Source organism: Pantoea sp. PSNIH1, from assembly GCF_007680655.1.
GTDB classification, from domain to species: Bacteria; Pseudomonadota; Gammaproteobacteria; order Enterobacterales; family Enterobacteriaceae; genus Pantoea; species Pantoea eucrina.
The window spans coordinates 178,559-193,911 of record NZ_VEIP01000004.1; the positions used below are offsets into that span (position 1 = coordinate 178,559).

A 15,353-nucleotide genomic window follows, 5' to 3' on the forward strand; every position below is an offset into this window, starting at 1 on the left:
CATATTTACTGTTTAACGACTTGCTTCATGGCCAATCAATCCGCCAATAGCCGCCCCGCCCAGCGTACCGAACGTACTGCCGCCAGTCAGCACGGCACCGCCCAGCGCGCCAACGCCAGCACCAATTGCGGTATTTTTACCACGATGAGACATGCCGCTGCATGCGGTAACAGACAAAGCCAGCACCAGTACGGCGGCAATATTAAAGCTGCGTTTTAAAGTCATCAAAATCCTCATTACCATTTAATAATGGAATGCAATCAGGTTAATGTTGTTAGTTATTTGATCGCCCTTTGCCAGCAGGCGGCATGGGTCTCAGGATGCGAATTTAAAGTGCTGCAGAAATTTAAGAAAGGTAAAAATTCTTATTTTAGTCTGGCCCTGTCCGGGTTCCGAATTAAGCGCTGATAAAACAGCCAATGGTGAAGAAATAATGGAGAATAGTTATGAATAAAGGGTAGCGCGCCGCAGCACGCTACCCTTTTTGGCTATTAACGCTGAGGATGATTCACTTCAAGCGGACGCAGATCGAACACCAGCACCTCGGCATCATTACCATTCGCAAAAGTCAGCGCCGTTTCATTACGCACCCGCGCGCCGTCGCCCGCGCTGAAGCGCACGCCGTTAACCTCAATACTGCCGCGCGCAACATGAATATAGGCGTAGCGATCGGCTGCCAGCGTCAGCGTCTGCTGCTCATTATCGTTGAACAGGCCGGCATAGATGCGCATATCCTGTCGCACCTGCAGCGAACCGGACTCGCCCTGCGGCGAGACAATCAGGCGCAGTTTGCCGCGCTTATCCTGTTCCGCCACGGAAACCTGCTGATAGCCTGGCGCGGTATTGCGCTCTGCCGGCACAATCCAGATCTGCAGAAAATGCACGTTGTCGCTTTTCGAGTGATTAAACTCGCTGTGCGTCACGCCGCTGCCAGCGCTCATCAGCTGCACATCACCCGGCACGATAACAGAACCGGTACCCATTGAGTCTTTGTGCTCCAGAGCACCTTCCAGCACATAGGAGATGATCTCCATATTATTGTGCGGATGGGCACCAAAGCCGCGACCGGGTGCAACCTGGTCGTCGTTAATCACCAGCAGATCAGAGAAGCCCACCTGCTGTGGATCGCGGTAGCCTGCAAAGGAAAAGGTGTGGCGTGAATACAGCCAGCCGTGATCGCCGGTGCCGCGCTGATTTGAAAGGCGTTGTTCAATCATGATCTGCTCCTGAATAAGTAAGGGAAACGATTTTGCTTCCTGATGTGATTCAGTATACGTAAACTGATTTGCTCAACAATGTGCTGACATGACAATCACTGTCACGAATTAGTGGACACTATGCAGATAGACGATCTTCGTATTTACGTTGCTGTTATCCATGCGGGCAACTTCAGTGCAGCCGCTGAACAGCTGATGCTTTCAAAGCAGTATGTCAGCCGCCGCATGGCGGCGCTGGAAGCGGCGCTGGGCACCCGCCTGCTCAACCGGAATACCCGCAAGCTTTCGGTGACAGAAAATGGTCTGCTGTTTGCGCATCACGCACAGCGCATACTGGATGATGTACAGGAAGCGGAACTGGCAGTATCCGGTCGTCATCAGGCTCTGCAGGGTAACTTCCGTCTGAGCGTGCCGATGTCGTTTGGCATTACGCATCTCTCCCCCTACATTGCTGAATTCCTCACGCTGCATCCCGGCCTGCAGTTCCAGGTTGAGCTGGCCGATCGCCATGTCGATATGGTGGGAGAGGGATTTGATATGGCTATTCGTATCGGCACCCTGCCCGACTCCAGCCTGATCGCACGCAGGCTGGGCGAATTCCGGCGGCTGATCTGCGGCAGCCCTGCCTATCTTCAGGGCGCCGGAGCGCCGGAGACGCCTGCGGAACTGTCGCTGCACCGCTGCCTGCGCTACGGCCGGGAAAGTCAGCAGGGCTGGGAGCTGTTCAGGGACGGGCAGCGCAGCGTCGTGGCAGTTCAGGGGCCGATGGTCAGTAATAATGGTGAAATGCTGCGCGATGCGGCGATTGCCGGGCTGGGGCTGATCCTGCTGCCGGAATTTATCGTGGCGCCGGCGCTGGCCAGCGGTGAATTAATACGCGTGCTGGATGCGTGGCAGCCCGCCTCGCTGCACCTTAATGCGCTCTACCCGCAGCATCGCCAGCGCAGCGAGATCCACCGGCAGTTTATTGCGTTTTTACAGCAAAAACTGGCGGCTCAGTGAGCCAGCGCCAGCAGCGCTGCACCCAGCATGCCACCCTGATGAGCATGGCGGCCGGGGATCACCAGCGGCTGCGGCGTACGGCGCAGCACCCGCTGCTGCACCGCCTCGTTAAGGGCAGCTATCAGCGGAACAACGGAGGCCAGCCCGCCGCCGACGGCGACGCAGCTCGCTCCGGTGATGTTAACGGTGTAGGCCAGCGGCTCACTCACCAGCTGGAGCCACGCCTCCAGCGTCTGCTGCGCCTGGTTTTCGTCTGCCTGCCAGCGTAAAACGATCGCTTTGCTGCTGAGCGTTTCATCATGCAGCACGCGGTGCAGGGTTTCCAGACCGCGCGCTCCGCCATAAGTATCAAGACAGCCGCTCTGACCGCACGGGCACGGCTGACGCGGTATGGCAACCGTTTTGCCTGCGATATCAACTTCGCGTAGCGTGATCGGGCCATGTCCCCACTCACCGGTTAAGCCATTCTGACCGGTGATCAGCCGGCCATCTGCAACCAGTCCGCCGCCCACGCCTGAACCGAGGATAGCGCCCAGCACCACTTTATGCCCCTGTCCGGCCCCGGCCAGCGCCTCCGCAACGGCAAAACAGTCGGCATCGTTATGGACCGTGACCGGACGCTGCAGGTATGCGCCAAGCTCCTGCGCCATATGACGTCCGTGAAAGGCAGGTATGTTACTGGCAAACATCTCGCCGCTCAGTGGCGCGACAATTCCGGCGGTGGAAACCGCGACCGGGGAGTGCGCGCTGAAATGTGCCTGATGTCTGGCGATCGTATCGCTGACGGTAGCGCAAAACGCTTCCCAGGAGCGGGCGGGCATCGGCTGCTGATCGAGCAGCTGGATCTGCTCAGCCTGCGTCATCACGCCAAGTTTAATAAATGAACCGCCAAGATCGAGGCAGATTACCGGTAAGGCAGGAATAGTCATTGCAGAGTCCGCTGGGTCAGCAAAAAGTTGCTGGCAATGTAAATAAAATAACGCCGGCAGGAAACGGGCCGCACAGATTTTTTCGCATCGGCGCAATAAACGGCTAAAAGGTATGCAGACGCCGCGCAGGATTACCGGCGCCAGCCTGGCGCATCATCATGCTCATTTCATTAATACCTGAAACTGCGGATTAAACTCATCAAACAGCGGCAGCGCTGCCGCACCCAGCGCGGCGGTATCACTGCCGCTCATTCCGGTCCGTATGCGCGTGGCGGTCAGGTAGCGCCCGCGCACAGACTGGTAAAGCGGCGGCAGGCGCGCAACGATTTTCTCCAGCAGGGCAGCGGGGATCATACCGCCAATAATCACGCTCTCCGCGTCAAAGATGCACTCCAGCATATTGATGGCCTGGCGCAGCGGCGTCAGCGCAGTGGCGATCCACGCGTCAAACAGCTCTGCCGGCACCGCCAGCAAATCGTCCGGCAGCGCGGTCATGGGATCAAGCCCGCAGAATTCATAGGCTGCCTGCAGCGAGACATAGCGTTCCAGGCACCCCTGATTGCCGCAGTAGCAGTCGCGCCCGCCGGGATCCACCACCATATGGCCAACTTCACCGGCGTTATGTGCATCACCGCTGCAGACGTGACCATCAACAATGATACCTGCACCCAGCCCGGTACCAATGTAGAGATAGATAAACGAATTAAGATGGCGCGCCACGCCGTGAAAGCGCTCGCCAATTGCCGCTACCGTGGCATCATTTTCCAGCGTCACCGGCAGCTGACTGAGTGCCGCCAGCTCTCCTGCAATATCGACATCTTCCCAGCCGTGCAGCGTGGTCGGCCCCAGTGAAGAGAGTCCCTCAACGCCAAAGGGCCCGGGCATCACAACGCCGATACCCAGCACTTTGCGCCAGCGCGCACCCAGCTGCGTCTTAATCTCATCCAGTACCGAGGCGATGCGCGCCAGGGTGGCAGCAGGCTCCGGTTTTTGCACCATAATGAGACGGCGAAAATGGATTTCGCCGGTTAAATCCACCAGCACCATCAGCAGCGTCTGGTGATCAAGATGAATACCGATTGAAAACGCACTGGCCGGATTCAGCGTGACGGGAATAGCGGGCTGTCCGCGTCCCTGACGTCGCGGTCCGTGGCTTATCAGCAGTTCCGCCTGTTCAAGTTCAGCGACAATATTGGATACCGTTTGCGCGGTCAGGGCCGTGAGCCGCGCCAGCTCAGCCCGTGTCAGTTCACCGTGCAGGCGAATGGCCTCAATGATCACGCGCCGGTTATGCGCCCGCGCGTGTTCAAGGTTAGTCCCTGATGTTCTCATCGTGCTATTTCCTTTTCGCGCCTGGCCGCTCTGCCACCGCAACAATATCTATGATCGCTGGCACATTTTACAACCTGTTTACCTGACAGCGGCGGGAAAACGTGCAAAGTAGAAGCAGGACCCGCAGCAGATCGTTTCTGGCACATCGCTTGCTTACCTTTCTGTGGCATGGCAACTGACGCACACTTTTGCGCACGTTATTAAATCAATCAAATTGATTTAATTAATCTCTCACAGCTTTCAGGCGGACATATCATGAAAAAATCGGTTCACGGTTGTTTGGCACTGTTTCTGCTCGCCAGCGCTGCCAGCGCGACGGCGGCCACCTCACTCAATGCGCTGTTTATGACTCAGGCAGCCTATAGTGAGAGCGATATTCGCGCCATGACGCAGGCGTTTGAAAAAGCGAATCCGGACGTAAAGGTCAACCTTGAGTTTGTGCCGTATGAAGCGCTGCACGACAAGATTGTCGCGGCACGGGGTGCGGGCGGAAATGGCTACGACGTGGTGCTGTTTGATGCGATCTGGCCGGCGGAATTCACAAAATTTAACCTGCTGCAGGATGTCAGCAGCCGTATCAGTGCCGAAGATAAGGCGCAGATTTTCCCCGGCGCGCTTAAAACCGTGGTGTTCAACGGTAAAACGCTCGGTATGCCGTGGATTCTGGACACCAAATATCTGTACTACAACAAAGCGATGCTGGAGAAAGCGGGTATCCGCGACCTGCCGCAAACCTGGCAGCAGGTAATGGATGACGCGCGCATTATTAAAGAGAAAAAGATCGTGAATTATCCGCTGGTGTGGAGCTGGTCTCAGGCGGAAGCGCTGGTATGCGACTACACCACGCTGGTCTCCGGCTTTGGCGGGCAGTTCTATCAGAATGGCAAGCTTAGCTTCTCCAGCCCCGCTTCACTGCAGGCGGTAAAACTGATGAAAAGCTCGCTTGATGACGGACTGACTAACCCCGCCTCACGTGAGTATCTGGAAGAAGATGTGCGCAAAGCGTTCTCCAATGGCGACGCCGCGTTCGCGCTGAACTGGACCTATATGTACAACATGGCCAACGATGCAAAACAGAGCAAAGTTGCGGGTCAGGTTGGCATTATGCCTGCACCCGGCGATGCGCCAGGCAAAGCGGGCGCGGTCAACGGCTCAATGGGGCTCGGTATCGCCAGCGGCAGCACCCATGCCGATCAGGCGTGGCAGTATATCCGATACATGACCTCTCAGCCGGTGCAGAACAACTATGCCCGTCTGAGCCTGCCTATCTGGAAAAGCTCTTATCAGGATGCGGCGGTGATGAAAGATCAGGAGAGCCTGATTAAGGCAGCGGACACGTCGCTGAGCGTAATGCTGTCACGTCCTGAAACCGCAGACTATTCGCGTCTCTCCAGCACGCTGCAGCAGCAGCTGCAGCAGGTGCTGACCGGCGGCGCGACCCCGGAAGCCGCCATGCAGGCGGTCGATAAAAGTGCCGCGCGGCTGCGCTAAGGAGCGGGCATGCTGAGTTTGCGTCAACGTGAGCGACGGCAGGCATGGGTGCTGCTGGCCCCCATGCTGCTGGTCATGCTGCTGCTTACCGCCTGGCCGCTGATGCGGACCATCTGGCTGAGTTTTACCGACGCAGCCCTGATAGGCAGCGGCGATGCGCCCGGCTGGATCGGCGTGGAGAACTACCTGTACGCCTTAAGCGATCCCGACTTCCGGCTTTCGCTGTGGCGCACGCTCTATTTTACGCTGGTGTCGGTTGCTTTCGAGGGCGTCATTGGCGTGCTGGTGGCGCTGCTGCTTAATCAGCGGTTTACCGGCCGCAACGTGCTACGCGTGCTGGTGATCCTGCCGTGGGCGCTGCCGACAATCGTTAACGCGATGATGTGGCGGCTTAATTTCAATCCGGACTACGGCAGCGTCAACGCGCTGCTGACACAGCTCGGTATCCTGGATGGCTATCGCAGCTGGCTGGGTTCACCCGACTCAGCGCTTAACGCCGTGATGTTTGCTGATGTGTGGAAGAACTATCCGCTGGTTACGCTGCTGGTGCTGGCTGCGCTGCAGTCGATTCCGGACGATCTTTTTGAGGCGGCGCGCCTGGACGGTGCCTCAGCCTGGCGACGGTTTCGCGCCATTACCTTTCCGGCCATCGTCGGAGCGCTAAGCGTGGCGCTGGTACTGCGCACCATTGATGCGTTCAAAATATTCGACATCATCTATGTCATGACCCGGGGCGGGCCGGTAGATAGCACCAAAACGCTCAGTTTCTACGTCTATCAGGAGTCCTTCAGCTATCTGCGCGCCGGCAGCGGAGCGGCCTATGCCATCCTGATGACGCTGCTGTGCGCAGTGCTGATTGCGCTCTATATGCTGCTGCTGTGGCGGCAGCGTCGCCGGGGGAGTGCCCATGAAGCGTAAGATGATATCTGTGGCTAAATATGTGGCGGCGGCCGCCGTGGCGCTGTCGGTTCTGGCCCCGATGGGCTGGCTGTTTCTGATGAGCGTCAGCGCCACCAGCGACCTGACGCGCGTGCCGCTGGAGTGGATACCGCGCCAGTGGGATTTCAGCCGCTACGGCCGGCTTTTGTCGCTGGCGCCGGGTGAACCGGGAACCCTGTTTCTGCATGCGCTGGGTAATAGTCTGCTGGTGGCGACGGGAGGAACGCTGGTCTGTCTGCTGCTGGCGATCCCGGCCGCTTTCAGCTTTTCGCGCTATCCCGGACGCGACGGCTGGCTGTTTGCGTCACTGGCCATCTATATGGTGCCGCCGGTGGCCTTTGTACTGCCGCTCTACTTTCTGCTGCAGCAGCTGGATCTGCTGAACACCCGCCCGGGGCTGATTATCGTTTACTGTTCGCTGATCCTGCCGTTTCTGACCTGGATGCTCAAAAACCAGTTTGACACTCTGCCGCGTGATATTGAACAGGCTGCGCGGCTTGATGGCCTGCGGGTGTGGCAGGTGCTGCTGCGCATCACGCTGCCGCTGGCAAAACCGGTTCTGGGCGCCGCAGCGCTGTTTGGCTGGCTGCTGGCGTGGGATGAATTTTTCTATGCCCTGCTGTTCACCAGCAATATTACGGCGCAAACGCTGCCGGTGACCATTGCCGGCTTTACTGCCGGACGCGCAACCGATGACGGCCTGATTGCTGCGGTTGGCATTCTGGCTTCGGTTCCCCCTCTGTTAATTGCTGTCTGGCTGCAGAAAACGCTGGTGAGCGGTCTGGCCAGCGGCGGGAGTAAAGGATGACAATTGACTGTAACGCAACGCTCTACGTCGCTGGCAACGTTAACGCCGATTTGATTATGGGTACGCTGGATAGCTGGCCACAGCGCGGCACTGAAGTCATGCTCCCTCAGAGTGAACTGCGTCCGGGCGGCTCGGCGGGTAACTGTGCGCTGGCACTGGAAGCGATGCAGGTTCGCCATCGCGCTGTCGCTAATCAGGGGAATGATGGCCTCAGCGCCTGGCTGGCGGGCTACTTCCCAAACAGTGCGGCGCACTGGAGACGCTACGCCTGCGAAACGTCTGTCACCGTTGGCATTACGCACAGCGATCACGAGCGCTCGTTTCTGAGCAATTTTGGTCACGTGGCGCAACTCAGCGTGGATGACGTACTGGCTCAAATTCCGCTGCGTGCTGCACCGGGAGATATTGTTCTGCTGTGCGGCACCTTTCTCTGCCTGGCACTCAGTTCGCACTATGCCGCACTGCTGGAAGAACTGCAGCGGCGCGGCTTTATAACCGCCGTTGACACCGGCTGGCCTCCGCAGGGCTGGAGCACGGCGGTGCGGCAGCAGGTTGCACAGTGGCTGCCGTACTGCGACTGGCTGTTACTGAATGAAGCAGAGACGCTGGGCCTCGGTGCGGCGGCAACGCTGCCGGAGAGCGCACGGCAGCTGGCGGGAACCCTGAGCGGACGTGGCGGCTGCGTGGTGAAGCGCGGTAGTGCCGGTGCCGCCTGCTGGCAGGGTGCGCATTGGCTGGAACAGCCTGCCACTCCCGTCACCGTCGTGGATACCATAGGAGCCGGTGACAGTTTCAACGCCGGCTTTCTCACCGCGCTGTTACATCAGCAGCCGCTGAGCCGCGCGCTGCAGTGGGGCATTGCCGTGGCATCACAGGCGATCAGCACGCAGCCACGCCGCTATCCCGGCTGGCAACAGCTGCCATTTTCTGCAGAGGAGAGGTAATTTATGGCCAGTATTGAGCTCGTCAGCGTCGCCAGACGCTACGGCAAACAGACGGTATTGCATCCGCTCAGTCTCAGCATTCCCGATGGCAGTTTTACCGTACTGGTTGGCCCGTCCGGCTGCGGTAAGTCCACGCTGCTGAGGCTGCTGGCCGGGCTGGATAGTTTGTCAGAGGGAACCATTCTGATGAACGATATACCGATTGGCGATCGCGATCCGGCCGACCGCGACATGGCGATGGTGTTCCAGAGCTACGCGCTCTATCCGCACCTTACCGTGGCTGAAAACCTCGCCTTTCATATGCAGGTTAAAAAGGTGGGCCGCGCGGAGCAGCAGAGTAAGATTGCGCGCGTTGCCGCTATTCTGGGTATCGATAAATTGCTGCAGCGCTACCCGCGCGCCCTCTCCGGCGGCCAGCGTCAGCGCGTGGCGATGGGCCGGGCGATGGTGCGAAATCCTCAGGTTTTCCTGTTTGATGAACCGCTCTCTAATCTTGATGCTCAGCTGCGCATGGAGCTGCGGGCGGAAATCAAAGCACTGCACCAGCGTTTTAAAACCACCATGATTTATGTCACACACGATCAGGTTGAGGCGATGACGCTGGCCGATCAGATTGTAGTAATGCGCGAAGGTCAGATCGTTCAGCAGGGCGCCCCGCTCAGCATTTACGATCGTCCTGCGGATCTGTTTGTCGCCCGCTTTATCGGCTCGCCTCCGATGAATCTGCTGCCGGCGCACCTGGTAACGCGTGATGGCGTGCCGGGCATTGAATGTGAAGATCTCTGGCAGCCGCTTCCTCCGCGCTGGCAGCACGCGGCACAGGAAGGGGCTGCGCTGATGATTGGCATCCGCCCCCACGATTTGATACCGGCGATGCAGGGCAGTCTGGCGCAGGTCGCCGTTACGGAGATCACCGGAGAATCCACGCTGCTGCATCTGACGTGGCACGGGCATACGCTGCATATGCAGGTACCTGGCCGTCACGCAGCCGGCAGCGGCGATCCGCTGACGATTGCGCTGCGCATGGAAAAAATCCACCTGTTCGATGCGCAGAGTGGCCAGCGTCTGCCGGAAGCGCCGCCGTTACCGTGAACGTTATCCTTCTGCGGGTGTGGTTGCCACGTTGTCATGCTGCATTAAGGCGATCGCCACCAGCAGCAGCATGGAGAGCAGTTCAGTCCCCAGCGTACCGCTGATAGCACTCAGCCAGGATCCGGTCTGGCTGAAATGGCTGAATACGCCGCCCAGCAGCATCGGCCCCAGCCCCATCGCCGACTGCTGCACGGTCGACAACATGGCGCTGCCAGCGCCCGCCTGATGATGCGGAATATCGCGCATGCCAATACGGTAGAAGGTACTGACGATAAAAGACTGACCAAATCCAATGAGTGCCGTAGCTGGCGCCAGCGCAAGAATACCCGCCTGCGGCCACCGGAGCTGCAGGGTTGCCATCAGAGCCAGCAGGCCGGTGATCTGAATAGCACAGCCAGCCAGCAGCATTGTGCGCGTACCAAAGCGCGTGACCAGTGCGGTCGACCGCATGGCACCGATAAAATAGGCTACCCCCAGCGCTATGAAAGCGTTACCGGAGTCAAAGGCGCTGAAGCCAAGCCCGGACTGCAGCGTCAGAGCCATGACAAACATAAACCCGCTCCAGCTGGAGAAAAAGATAACGGCAAGCGTAAGGCTGAAACGCACGCCGGGTAAACGCAGCAGTGACGGGGGCAGCAGCGGTGAACGGCCTGACGCTTCAGCACGCACAGAGACCCGTCGCAGCTGCAGCAAAAACAGCGGCGCCAGCAGTAGTAACAGCACGCATGGCCAGCGCCAGTTCAGCACCGGCCCCAGCGCCAGGCTCAGCAACAGTGCGCCTGTGGCTCCGCCCAGCAGCAGCGCACCGCTAATATCAACCGGTACGCGGGTCGCATTGCGGGTTTCCGGAATAAAGCGGCGCGCAGCCACCAGTACGCCCAGACAGATCGGCAGGTTGATCAGAAACACGCTGCGCCAGCCATACCCACCCGGATCGGCTTTGATAAGAAAGCCGCCCAGCACCTGACCAATCACGAACGCCAGCCCGCCCATTCCGCCATAGAGACCAATCGCCCGCGCATGCTCCCTGCCCTGCAGCGTAATATGCAGCGTTGCCAGGATCTGCGGCACGATAAGTGCCGCGCCCACTCCCTGCAGCGCGCGGGCAAACATCAGCATCCCGGCCCCGCTTGCCATACCGCACAGCAGCGAAGCCAGGGCAAAGATCCCGACACCGCTGATAAAAACCCGGCGCCGGCCATAGTTATCTCCGAGCCGCCCTCCCATCGCGAGGCAAACAGCAAAAGCAATACCATAGACAGCAACAATCAGCGCCAGCTCGGTGGGCGTTGCCTGCAGGCTATGCGCCATTGCATCCAGCGCCACGTTAACGATTGAAAAGTCGATCATAGGCAGTAACAGCCCGGCCAGCAGTACCATCAGTCCCGCCTGACGAAGTTGCGGAGTGTGCATCAGTTTCACCTTGTTTTCGTGTTCATTGCGGCATAGCATCTGCTGAAAAATAACCGGGTACCAGTTTTTGATTATCATGGTATTAAAACCACCCGTCTGGCCGGAGAAATGACGCTGATGTCGATTCAACCCGCTGTAAAATATGCTGAAAAAGAGGTTCATACGAATCGCAAACTGCTGGGCGCCTTTTTGCGTTCCCGACGGGAAAACCTCGATCCTGTCAGGCTGGGTCTGCCGCGTATGCGCCAGCGGCGCACGCCGGGCCTGCGCCGCGAAGAGGTCGCCCAGCTGGCTGATGTCGGCGTCACCTGGTACACCTGGCTGGAACAGGGTCGCGATATTAAAGCGTCGCTGAAAACGCTGACGGCGATCGCATCAGCACTGCAGTGTAATGACGTTGAAACGCAACATCTTTTCTCGCTCGCCGGTCATAAACTGCCCGCCCTTCAGGTTGCCGCCTGCTGCAAACTCGCTGAGCATAATCAGCAGATGCTGGATGCTATCCAGCTGCCGGCCATTATTGAGACACCGCGTTTTGACATCATTGGCTATAACGCTGCGTGGTGTGCGCTGATGGGTATAGATCTGGCAAGCGTAGAGGCTGAGGATCGCAACTGTATCTGGCTGGCGTTTAATCATCCCGGCTGGCGCGGCATGATACGCGACTGGGATGAAGTCATGCCGCAGATGGTGGCCATGTTTCGCGGCCAGATGGGAGAACACCTTGGCGATCCGCACTGGGAAAGCTTTCTCACCCGGCTGATTAACAGTTCTGATGAATTTGCACAGACCTGGCAGCGTTACGAGCTGGGAAAAGTGGAGAATCGGATCAAGCGTTTCTGGCGGGCGGAAACCGGGGAATTTACGCTGCGTCAGAATAACTGGTGGTCCGCTTCACGCAATGGTGACCGCCTGCTGGTTTACGTCCCGGCGGACGAAACAAGCGCAGCGGCACTGGAAAAACTCATTGCCGGATATCAGGCGCTGCGCTCCACAAATGCGTTAATCTGACTATGCTTACTTCATGATAAATAATCAGGAGAAAGCATGAAATTTCTTTATTTCGTTGCGCTTATTGCGGCGGCGGGTTATTTGCTGGCATTTCTGCCTAAATTGCGTACCCGGCGTGAACCCGTTGCTTACTGGGGCTGCTGGGCCTGGCTGGGCCTGAACGCGGTTTACTGGTCGGTATATGCTGTACGCAACTATTTCCCGCACTGAAATATTATTCAGGAGTAATGTATGTCTGAAATTAATCGCGATCGGATGCCCTATCTGCTTTATTTTGCCCGCCAGCGTCTGCTGTTAGAAAATATCGATGCCAAAGTAGTTGATATTGGCAGCGCAGAAATCGTGGGTAATCATTTTCGCTGGAGACTGGATGGTAAAGACGCTCAGGGTGAAACCGCAAAAGAGGTGGATGAGCTGCTGGAAGAGGTTGAACGGCATCTGAGTTTTCTGTTTGTTGATGGTCAGTTCACCAGCCTGCCTGATGTCAGTGAAGATTACGGCGACAGGCTGGATAACATGCCGTTTGTTGAAGTGTCGCTTTCTGAACTCAGCGACCGTGACGAAGGCAGCGTACGCTGAATTTCTGTTATGCAGGCTGCCACGCGGCAGCCTCCATAGCGTCAGGCTTCAGCAGTAGCCGATTTCATTCCCGGCACCAGAATGATTTTGCGGCAATCCTCTTTGCGTTTATCAAAGATCTCATACCCCTCTGCCGCCGCATCCAGCGGCATATGATGCGTAACAATCTCTTCCGGCGTTAATAATCCCTGTTCAATCAGCGACAGCAGCCGTGGCAGATAGGCGTGCACGTGCGTTTGTCCCATTTTGAAGGTCAGCCCTTTATCGAACGCATCGCCAAACATGAAGCCATGGATAAAACCGGCATAGACGCCCGGCACGCTGACCACCCCACCGCGACGCACGGCCGCAATACACTGACGCAGCGCTTTGCCGCTGCTGCCTTCAAGTTTCAGATTGCTGAGGACGGTTTCGGTCAGGCTGCCTTTGGCTTCAAAGCCCACTGCATCAATCACCGCATCCACGCCGCGGTTCCCTTTGGTATGGTCAATAATCCAGGCTGCGGGATCGTCAATCTCGTCAAAATTTATCGGCGTAACGCCATAGCGCTGACGGGCAAACTCCAGACGATAGGCGTTATGATCAATCATAAAGATATCTTCGGCACCCATCAGCCTTGCACAGGCGGCGCTAAGCAGACCTACCGGGCCGGCACCAAAGATCGCGACGCTTGAGCCTTTATCCAGCCCGGCATTCTGCACCGCCTGCCAGGCGGTCGGGAGGATATCGGACAGAAACAGCACTTTGTCATCCGGCAGCGCCAGCGGCACTTTGAACGGGCCGGTATTCGCTTTCGGCACGCGAACATATTCTGCCTGTCCGCCGGGTATTCCGCCATAAAGATGACTGAACCCAAACAGGGCGGCGGGTGGCGTGATATTTTTTTTATTGAGTATCGCACCGCGACCCGGATTAGTGGTTTCACAGGCGGCATACTGATGCAGATGGCAGAAGAAGCAGTCGCCGCAGGCGACCACAAACGGCACCACCACGCGGTCGCCAATCGCCACATTGGTTACGGCACTGCCAGCTTCCACCACTTCACCCATAAATTCATGACCAAATATATCGCCATGTTCAGTTTTTGGGATCTTACCGCGATATAAATGCAAATCAGAACCGCAGATAGCGGTTGCAGTGACACGCAGAATAATATCATCCGCTTCCTGCAATACCGGATCGGGAACCGTTTCAACGCGTACTTTGTGCGGGCCATGATAGGTTAACGCTTTCATTCTTAACTCCTCATTAATAAGCGCAGCAGGTGTCTGACATTATTTAAGGCGAATTGCCTGAGCCTGGCATCAATTGCTGATTAGGCAAGCGCATCGGCAGTTCTGCCCGCGCGGTGCAACCGGGTTGCAGTGGTGTCGGAACGTGGCGCACAGCAGCAGAAAAACTACCGAATTGGTTAAAAAAAACACTGGATATAACTACAGTAAGTTGTATACTTATCCAGCAGTCTTGATGACTGAATGACGTTTTAAGAGGTGATACGAATGATGATCTCAACGGAAATTCTTGCTGCTCAAACCGCGTCTCTGCTGATGAGCAGCCGTGACCTTGCCAGACTGACTGGCATCACGCACGGCGAAGTGAAGCGCCTGATTAAAAGCCTGGAAACCGCACAGCGCCTTTCCCAGCCTGTTACGGTCAGTCTTTACGAGCATGAAGGTGAGAGCCGTCAGGAGTTTCTGCTCAATAAACGCGACTCGTTACTCGCCGTAGCCCGACTTTCGCCCGGCTTTACTGCCGATCTGCTCGATCGCTGGCAGGAGAAAGAAAAGATCGCTCAGCTGCCGGACTTCACGGATCCGGCCGAAGCAGCCCGTGCCTGGGCGGAGCAATTTGAACAGCGGCGGCGCGCAGAGCAGCAGCTGGCGCTCTCTGCACCAAAAGCGGAGTTTTTTGACCGTTTCACTGAGGTCAATGAAGCGCTGGGATTTCGTCAGCTCTGTAAAATGCTGAAGGTCAAAGAGACTGACTTCCGGCAATTCCTGCTTGAACGCAATATTATGTACCGGGAGAAAAATACGCTGGCGCCACAGAAACACCATGTGCAGGCGGGCTATTTCTCTTTCCGCACCGGTACGGGTGAAAATCAGCACGCGTTCTCACAGGCCCGCTTTACCGTGAAAGGCGTGAAATGGGTTGCAAGCCTGTGGGCGGGTCACCTGGCCTCTCATCCTGCAGGCGTCGCCGCCTGATACAGCAGAGCCGATGAACAGACATCGGCTCTGCCTGCTTACTTGTGCTGATGCCGCTGACGCTGTAGCTGATGGCGAAACTGCCTGACCTCCTGCGGTGACCAGCACCGGCTGGAGAGCGGCAGCTCTTCATCAATTGCAGAGGGGAGCGGCACCTTCTCCAGCGTGCCGCGATTACAGATAGCGCGAATCAGCACGGCGGGAGAGACGCCCAGGTAGCGCGCCATATCCGATAAACGCATTAGTGATTTGCTCATTGCTGCCTCCGGTTATTTCCTGACTACAGGTATCTTCCTGCAATGCTGATGGCTGAAATTTGATCGCGATCGGCAAGTTCGTTTTTTCAGGTTAAAAAATAACCTCTTCTGCCTCTCTTCCCTGCTCTGCGC

The 15,353-nt window shown here is 57.4% G+C and carries 17 protein-coding genes; 10 read left to right on the forward strand and 7 right to left on the reverse strand.

Going from position 1 to position 15,353, the window contains the following annotated elements; translation table 11 throughout:
* Window positions 1-12: 12 nt before the first annotated feature.
* Together FS690_RS12245 and FS690_RS12250 are read right to left on the reverse strand one after the other, a co-directional pair.
* The gene (locus FS690_RS12245) at window positions 13-225 is read right to left on the reverse strand and encodes a glycine zipper 2TM domain-containing protein (RefSeq protein ID WP_040113630.1); all 213 of its coding nucleotides are present in this window, start codon (window positions 223-225) and stop codon (window positions 13-15) included.
* A 266-nt stretch (window positions 226-491) separates the two neighbouring features.
* Window positions 492-1,217 carry a pirin family protein gene (locus FS690_RS12250; RefSeq protein WP_040113632.1) on the reverse strand — a complete coding sequence of 242 codons (726 nt, stop codon included), beginning with the start codon at window positions 1,215-1,217 and terminating at the stop codon, window positions 492-494.
* Between the two features lie 120 nt (window positions 1,218-1,337).
* Between FS690_RS12250 and FS690_RS12255 the strand changes: the two genes are divergently transcribed.
* Window positions 1,338-2,219 (forward strand): LysR family transcriptional regulator, encoded by an 882-nt coding sequence (locus FS690_RS12255; RefSeq protein ID WP_071668393.1) that lies wholly within the window; start codon window positions 1,338-1,340, stop codon window positions 2,217-2,219.
* On the opposite strand, the gene FS690_RS12260 is transcribed toward FS690_RS12255, so the two are convergent.
* Window positions 2,213-3,148: an ROK family protein gene (locus FS690_RS12260; protein ID WP_145339683.1), complete on the reverse strand. Its 936-nt coding sequence runs from the start codon at window positions 3,146-3,148 to the stop codon at window positions 2,213-2,215. The two genes, FS690_RS12255 and FS690_RS12260, sit on opposite strands and share 7 nt — an antisense overlap.
* 162 nt (window positions 3,149-3,310) lie before the next feature.
* Window positions 3,311-4,480, reverse strand: a complete 1,170-nt coding sequence (locus FS690_RS12265) for an ROK family transcriptional regulator (protein WP_104085795.1) — start codon at window positions 4,478-4,480, stop codon at window positions 3,311-3,313.
* Window positions 4,481-4,735: 255 nt separating this feature from the next.
* Between FS690_RS12265 and FS690_RS12270 the strand changes: the two genes are divergently transcribed.
* From FS690_RS12270 to FS690_RS12290, 5 genes are read left to right on the forward strand one after another with little or no spacing between them, the layout of a single operon-like run.
* The gene (locus tag FS690_RS12270; RefSeq protein ID WP_071668396.1) at window positions 4,736-5,971 is read left to right on the forward strand and encodes an extracellular solute-binding protein; all 1,236 of its coding nucleotides are present in this window, start codon (window positions 4,736-4,738) and stop codon (window positions 5,969-5,971) included.
* Window positions 5,972-5,980: 9 nt separating this feature from the next.
* Window positions 5,981-6,889 carry a carbohydrate ABC transporter permease gene (locus tag FS690_RS12275; RefSeq protein ID WP_113655311.1) on the forward strand — a complete coding sequence of 303 codons (909 nt, stop codon included), beginning with the start codon at window positions 5,981-5,983 and terminating at the stop codon, window positions 6,887-6,889.
* A complete protein-coding gene (locus FS690_RS12280; RefSeq protein ID WP_040113648.1) occupies window positions 6,879-7,718 on the forward strand; it encodes a carbohydrate ABC transporter permease in 840 nt (279 codons plus the stop codon). Before FS690_RS12275 ends, FS690_RS12280 begins: the two co-directional genes overlap by 11 nt.
* Window positions 7,715-8,662, forward strand: a complete 948-nt coding sequence (locus FS690_RS12285; RefSeq protein WP_108569819.1) for a carbohydrate kinase family protein — start codon at window positions 7,715-7,717, stop codon at window positions 8,660-8,662. The genes FS690_RS12280 and FS690_RS12285 overlap by 4 nt, the downstream gene beginning before the upstream one ends.
* 3 nt (window positions 8,663-8,665) lie before the next feature.
* Complete coding sequence (locus FS690_RS12290; protein ID WP_094110767.1) at window positions 8,666-9,754, forward strand: ABC transporter ATP-binding protein; 1,089 nt, start codon at window positions 8,666-8,668, stop codon at window positions 9,752-9,754.
* Between the two features lie 3 nt (window positions 9,755-9,757).
* On the opposite strand, the gene FS690_RS12295 is transcribed toward FS690_RS12290, so the two are convergent.
* Window positions 9,758-11,167, reverse strand: a complete 1,410-nt coding sequence (locus FS690_RS12295) for an MFS transporter (RefSeq protein ID WP_108569896.1) — start codon at window positions 11,165-11,167, stop codon at window positions 9,758-9,760.
* Between the two features lie 117 nt (window positions 11,168-11,284).
* Between FS690_RS12295 and FS690_RS12300 the strand changes: the two genes are divergently transcribed.
* Genes FS690_RS12300 through FS690_RS12305 form a run of 3 tightly spaced genes read left to right on the forward strand, consistent with a single transcriptional unit; the run spans window position 11,285 to window position 12,757 of the window.
* Window positions 11,285-12,178: a helix-turn-helix transcriptional regulator gene (locus FS690_RS12300; protein ID WP_052246563.1), complete on the forward strand. Its 894-nt coding sequence runs from the start codon at window positions 11,285-11,287 to the stop codon at window positions 12,176-12,178.
* Window positions 12,179-12,214: 36 nt separating this feature from the next.
* Complete coding sequence (locus FS690_RS18375; protein WP_166714220.1) at window positions 12,215-12,388, forward strand: hypothetical protein; 174 nt, start codon at window positions 12,215-12,217, stop codon at window positions 12,386-12,388.
* Between the two features lie 21 nt (window positions 12,389-12,409).
* On the forward strand, window positions 12,410-12,757 hold the full coding sequence (locus FS690_RS12305) for a hypothetical protein (protein WP_108569818.1): 348 nt from the start codon (window positions 12,410-12,412) through the stop codon (window positions 12,755-12,757).
* A 41-nt stretch (window positions 12,758-12,798) separates the two neighbouring features.
* Here the strand turns inward: FS690_RS12305 and FS690_RS12310 are convergent, their stop codons facing one another.
* Window positions 12,799-13,992 carry a zinc-dependent alcohol dehydrogenase gene (locus tag FS690_RS12310; RefSeq protein WP_040113656.1) on the reverse strand — a complete coding sequence of 398 codons (1,194 nt, stop codon included), beginning with the start codon at window positions 13,990-13,992 and terminating at the stop codon, window positions 12,799-12,801.
* A gap of 264 nt (window positions 13,993-14,256) precedes the next feature.
* Here FS690_RS12310 and FS690_RS12315 point away from each other — a divergent pair, with 264 nt between their 5' ends.
* Complete coding sequence (locus FS690_RS12315) at window positions 14,257-14,964, forward strand: phage antirepressor KilAC domain-containing protein (RefSeq protein ID WP_108569817.1); 708 nt, start codon at window positions 14,257-14,259, stop codon at window positions 14,962-14,964.
* A 38-nt stretch (window positions 14,965-15,002) separates the two neighbouring features.
* Here FS690_RS12315 and FS690_RS12320 read toward each other — a convergent pair whose 3' ends face one another.
* Window positions 15,003-15,221, reverse strand: coding sequence for a hypothetical protein (locus FS690_RS12320; protein ID WP_040113660.1), 219 nt, complete (start codon window positions 15,219-15,221; stop codon window positions 15,003-15,005).
* Window positions 15,222-15,353 lie beyond the last annotated feature (132 nt).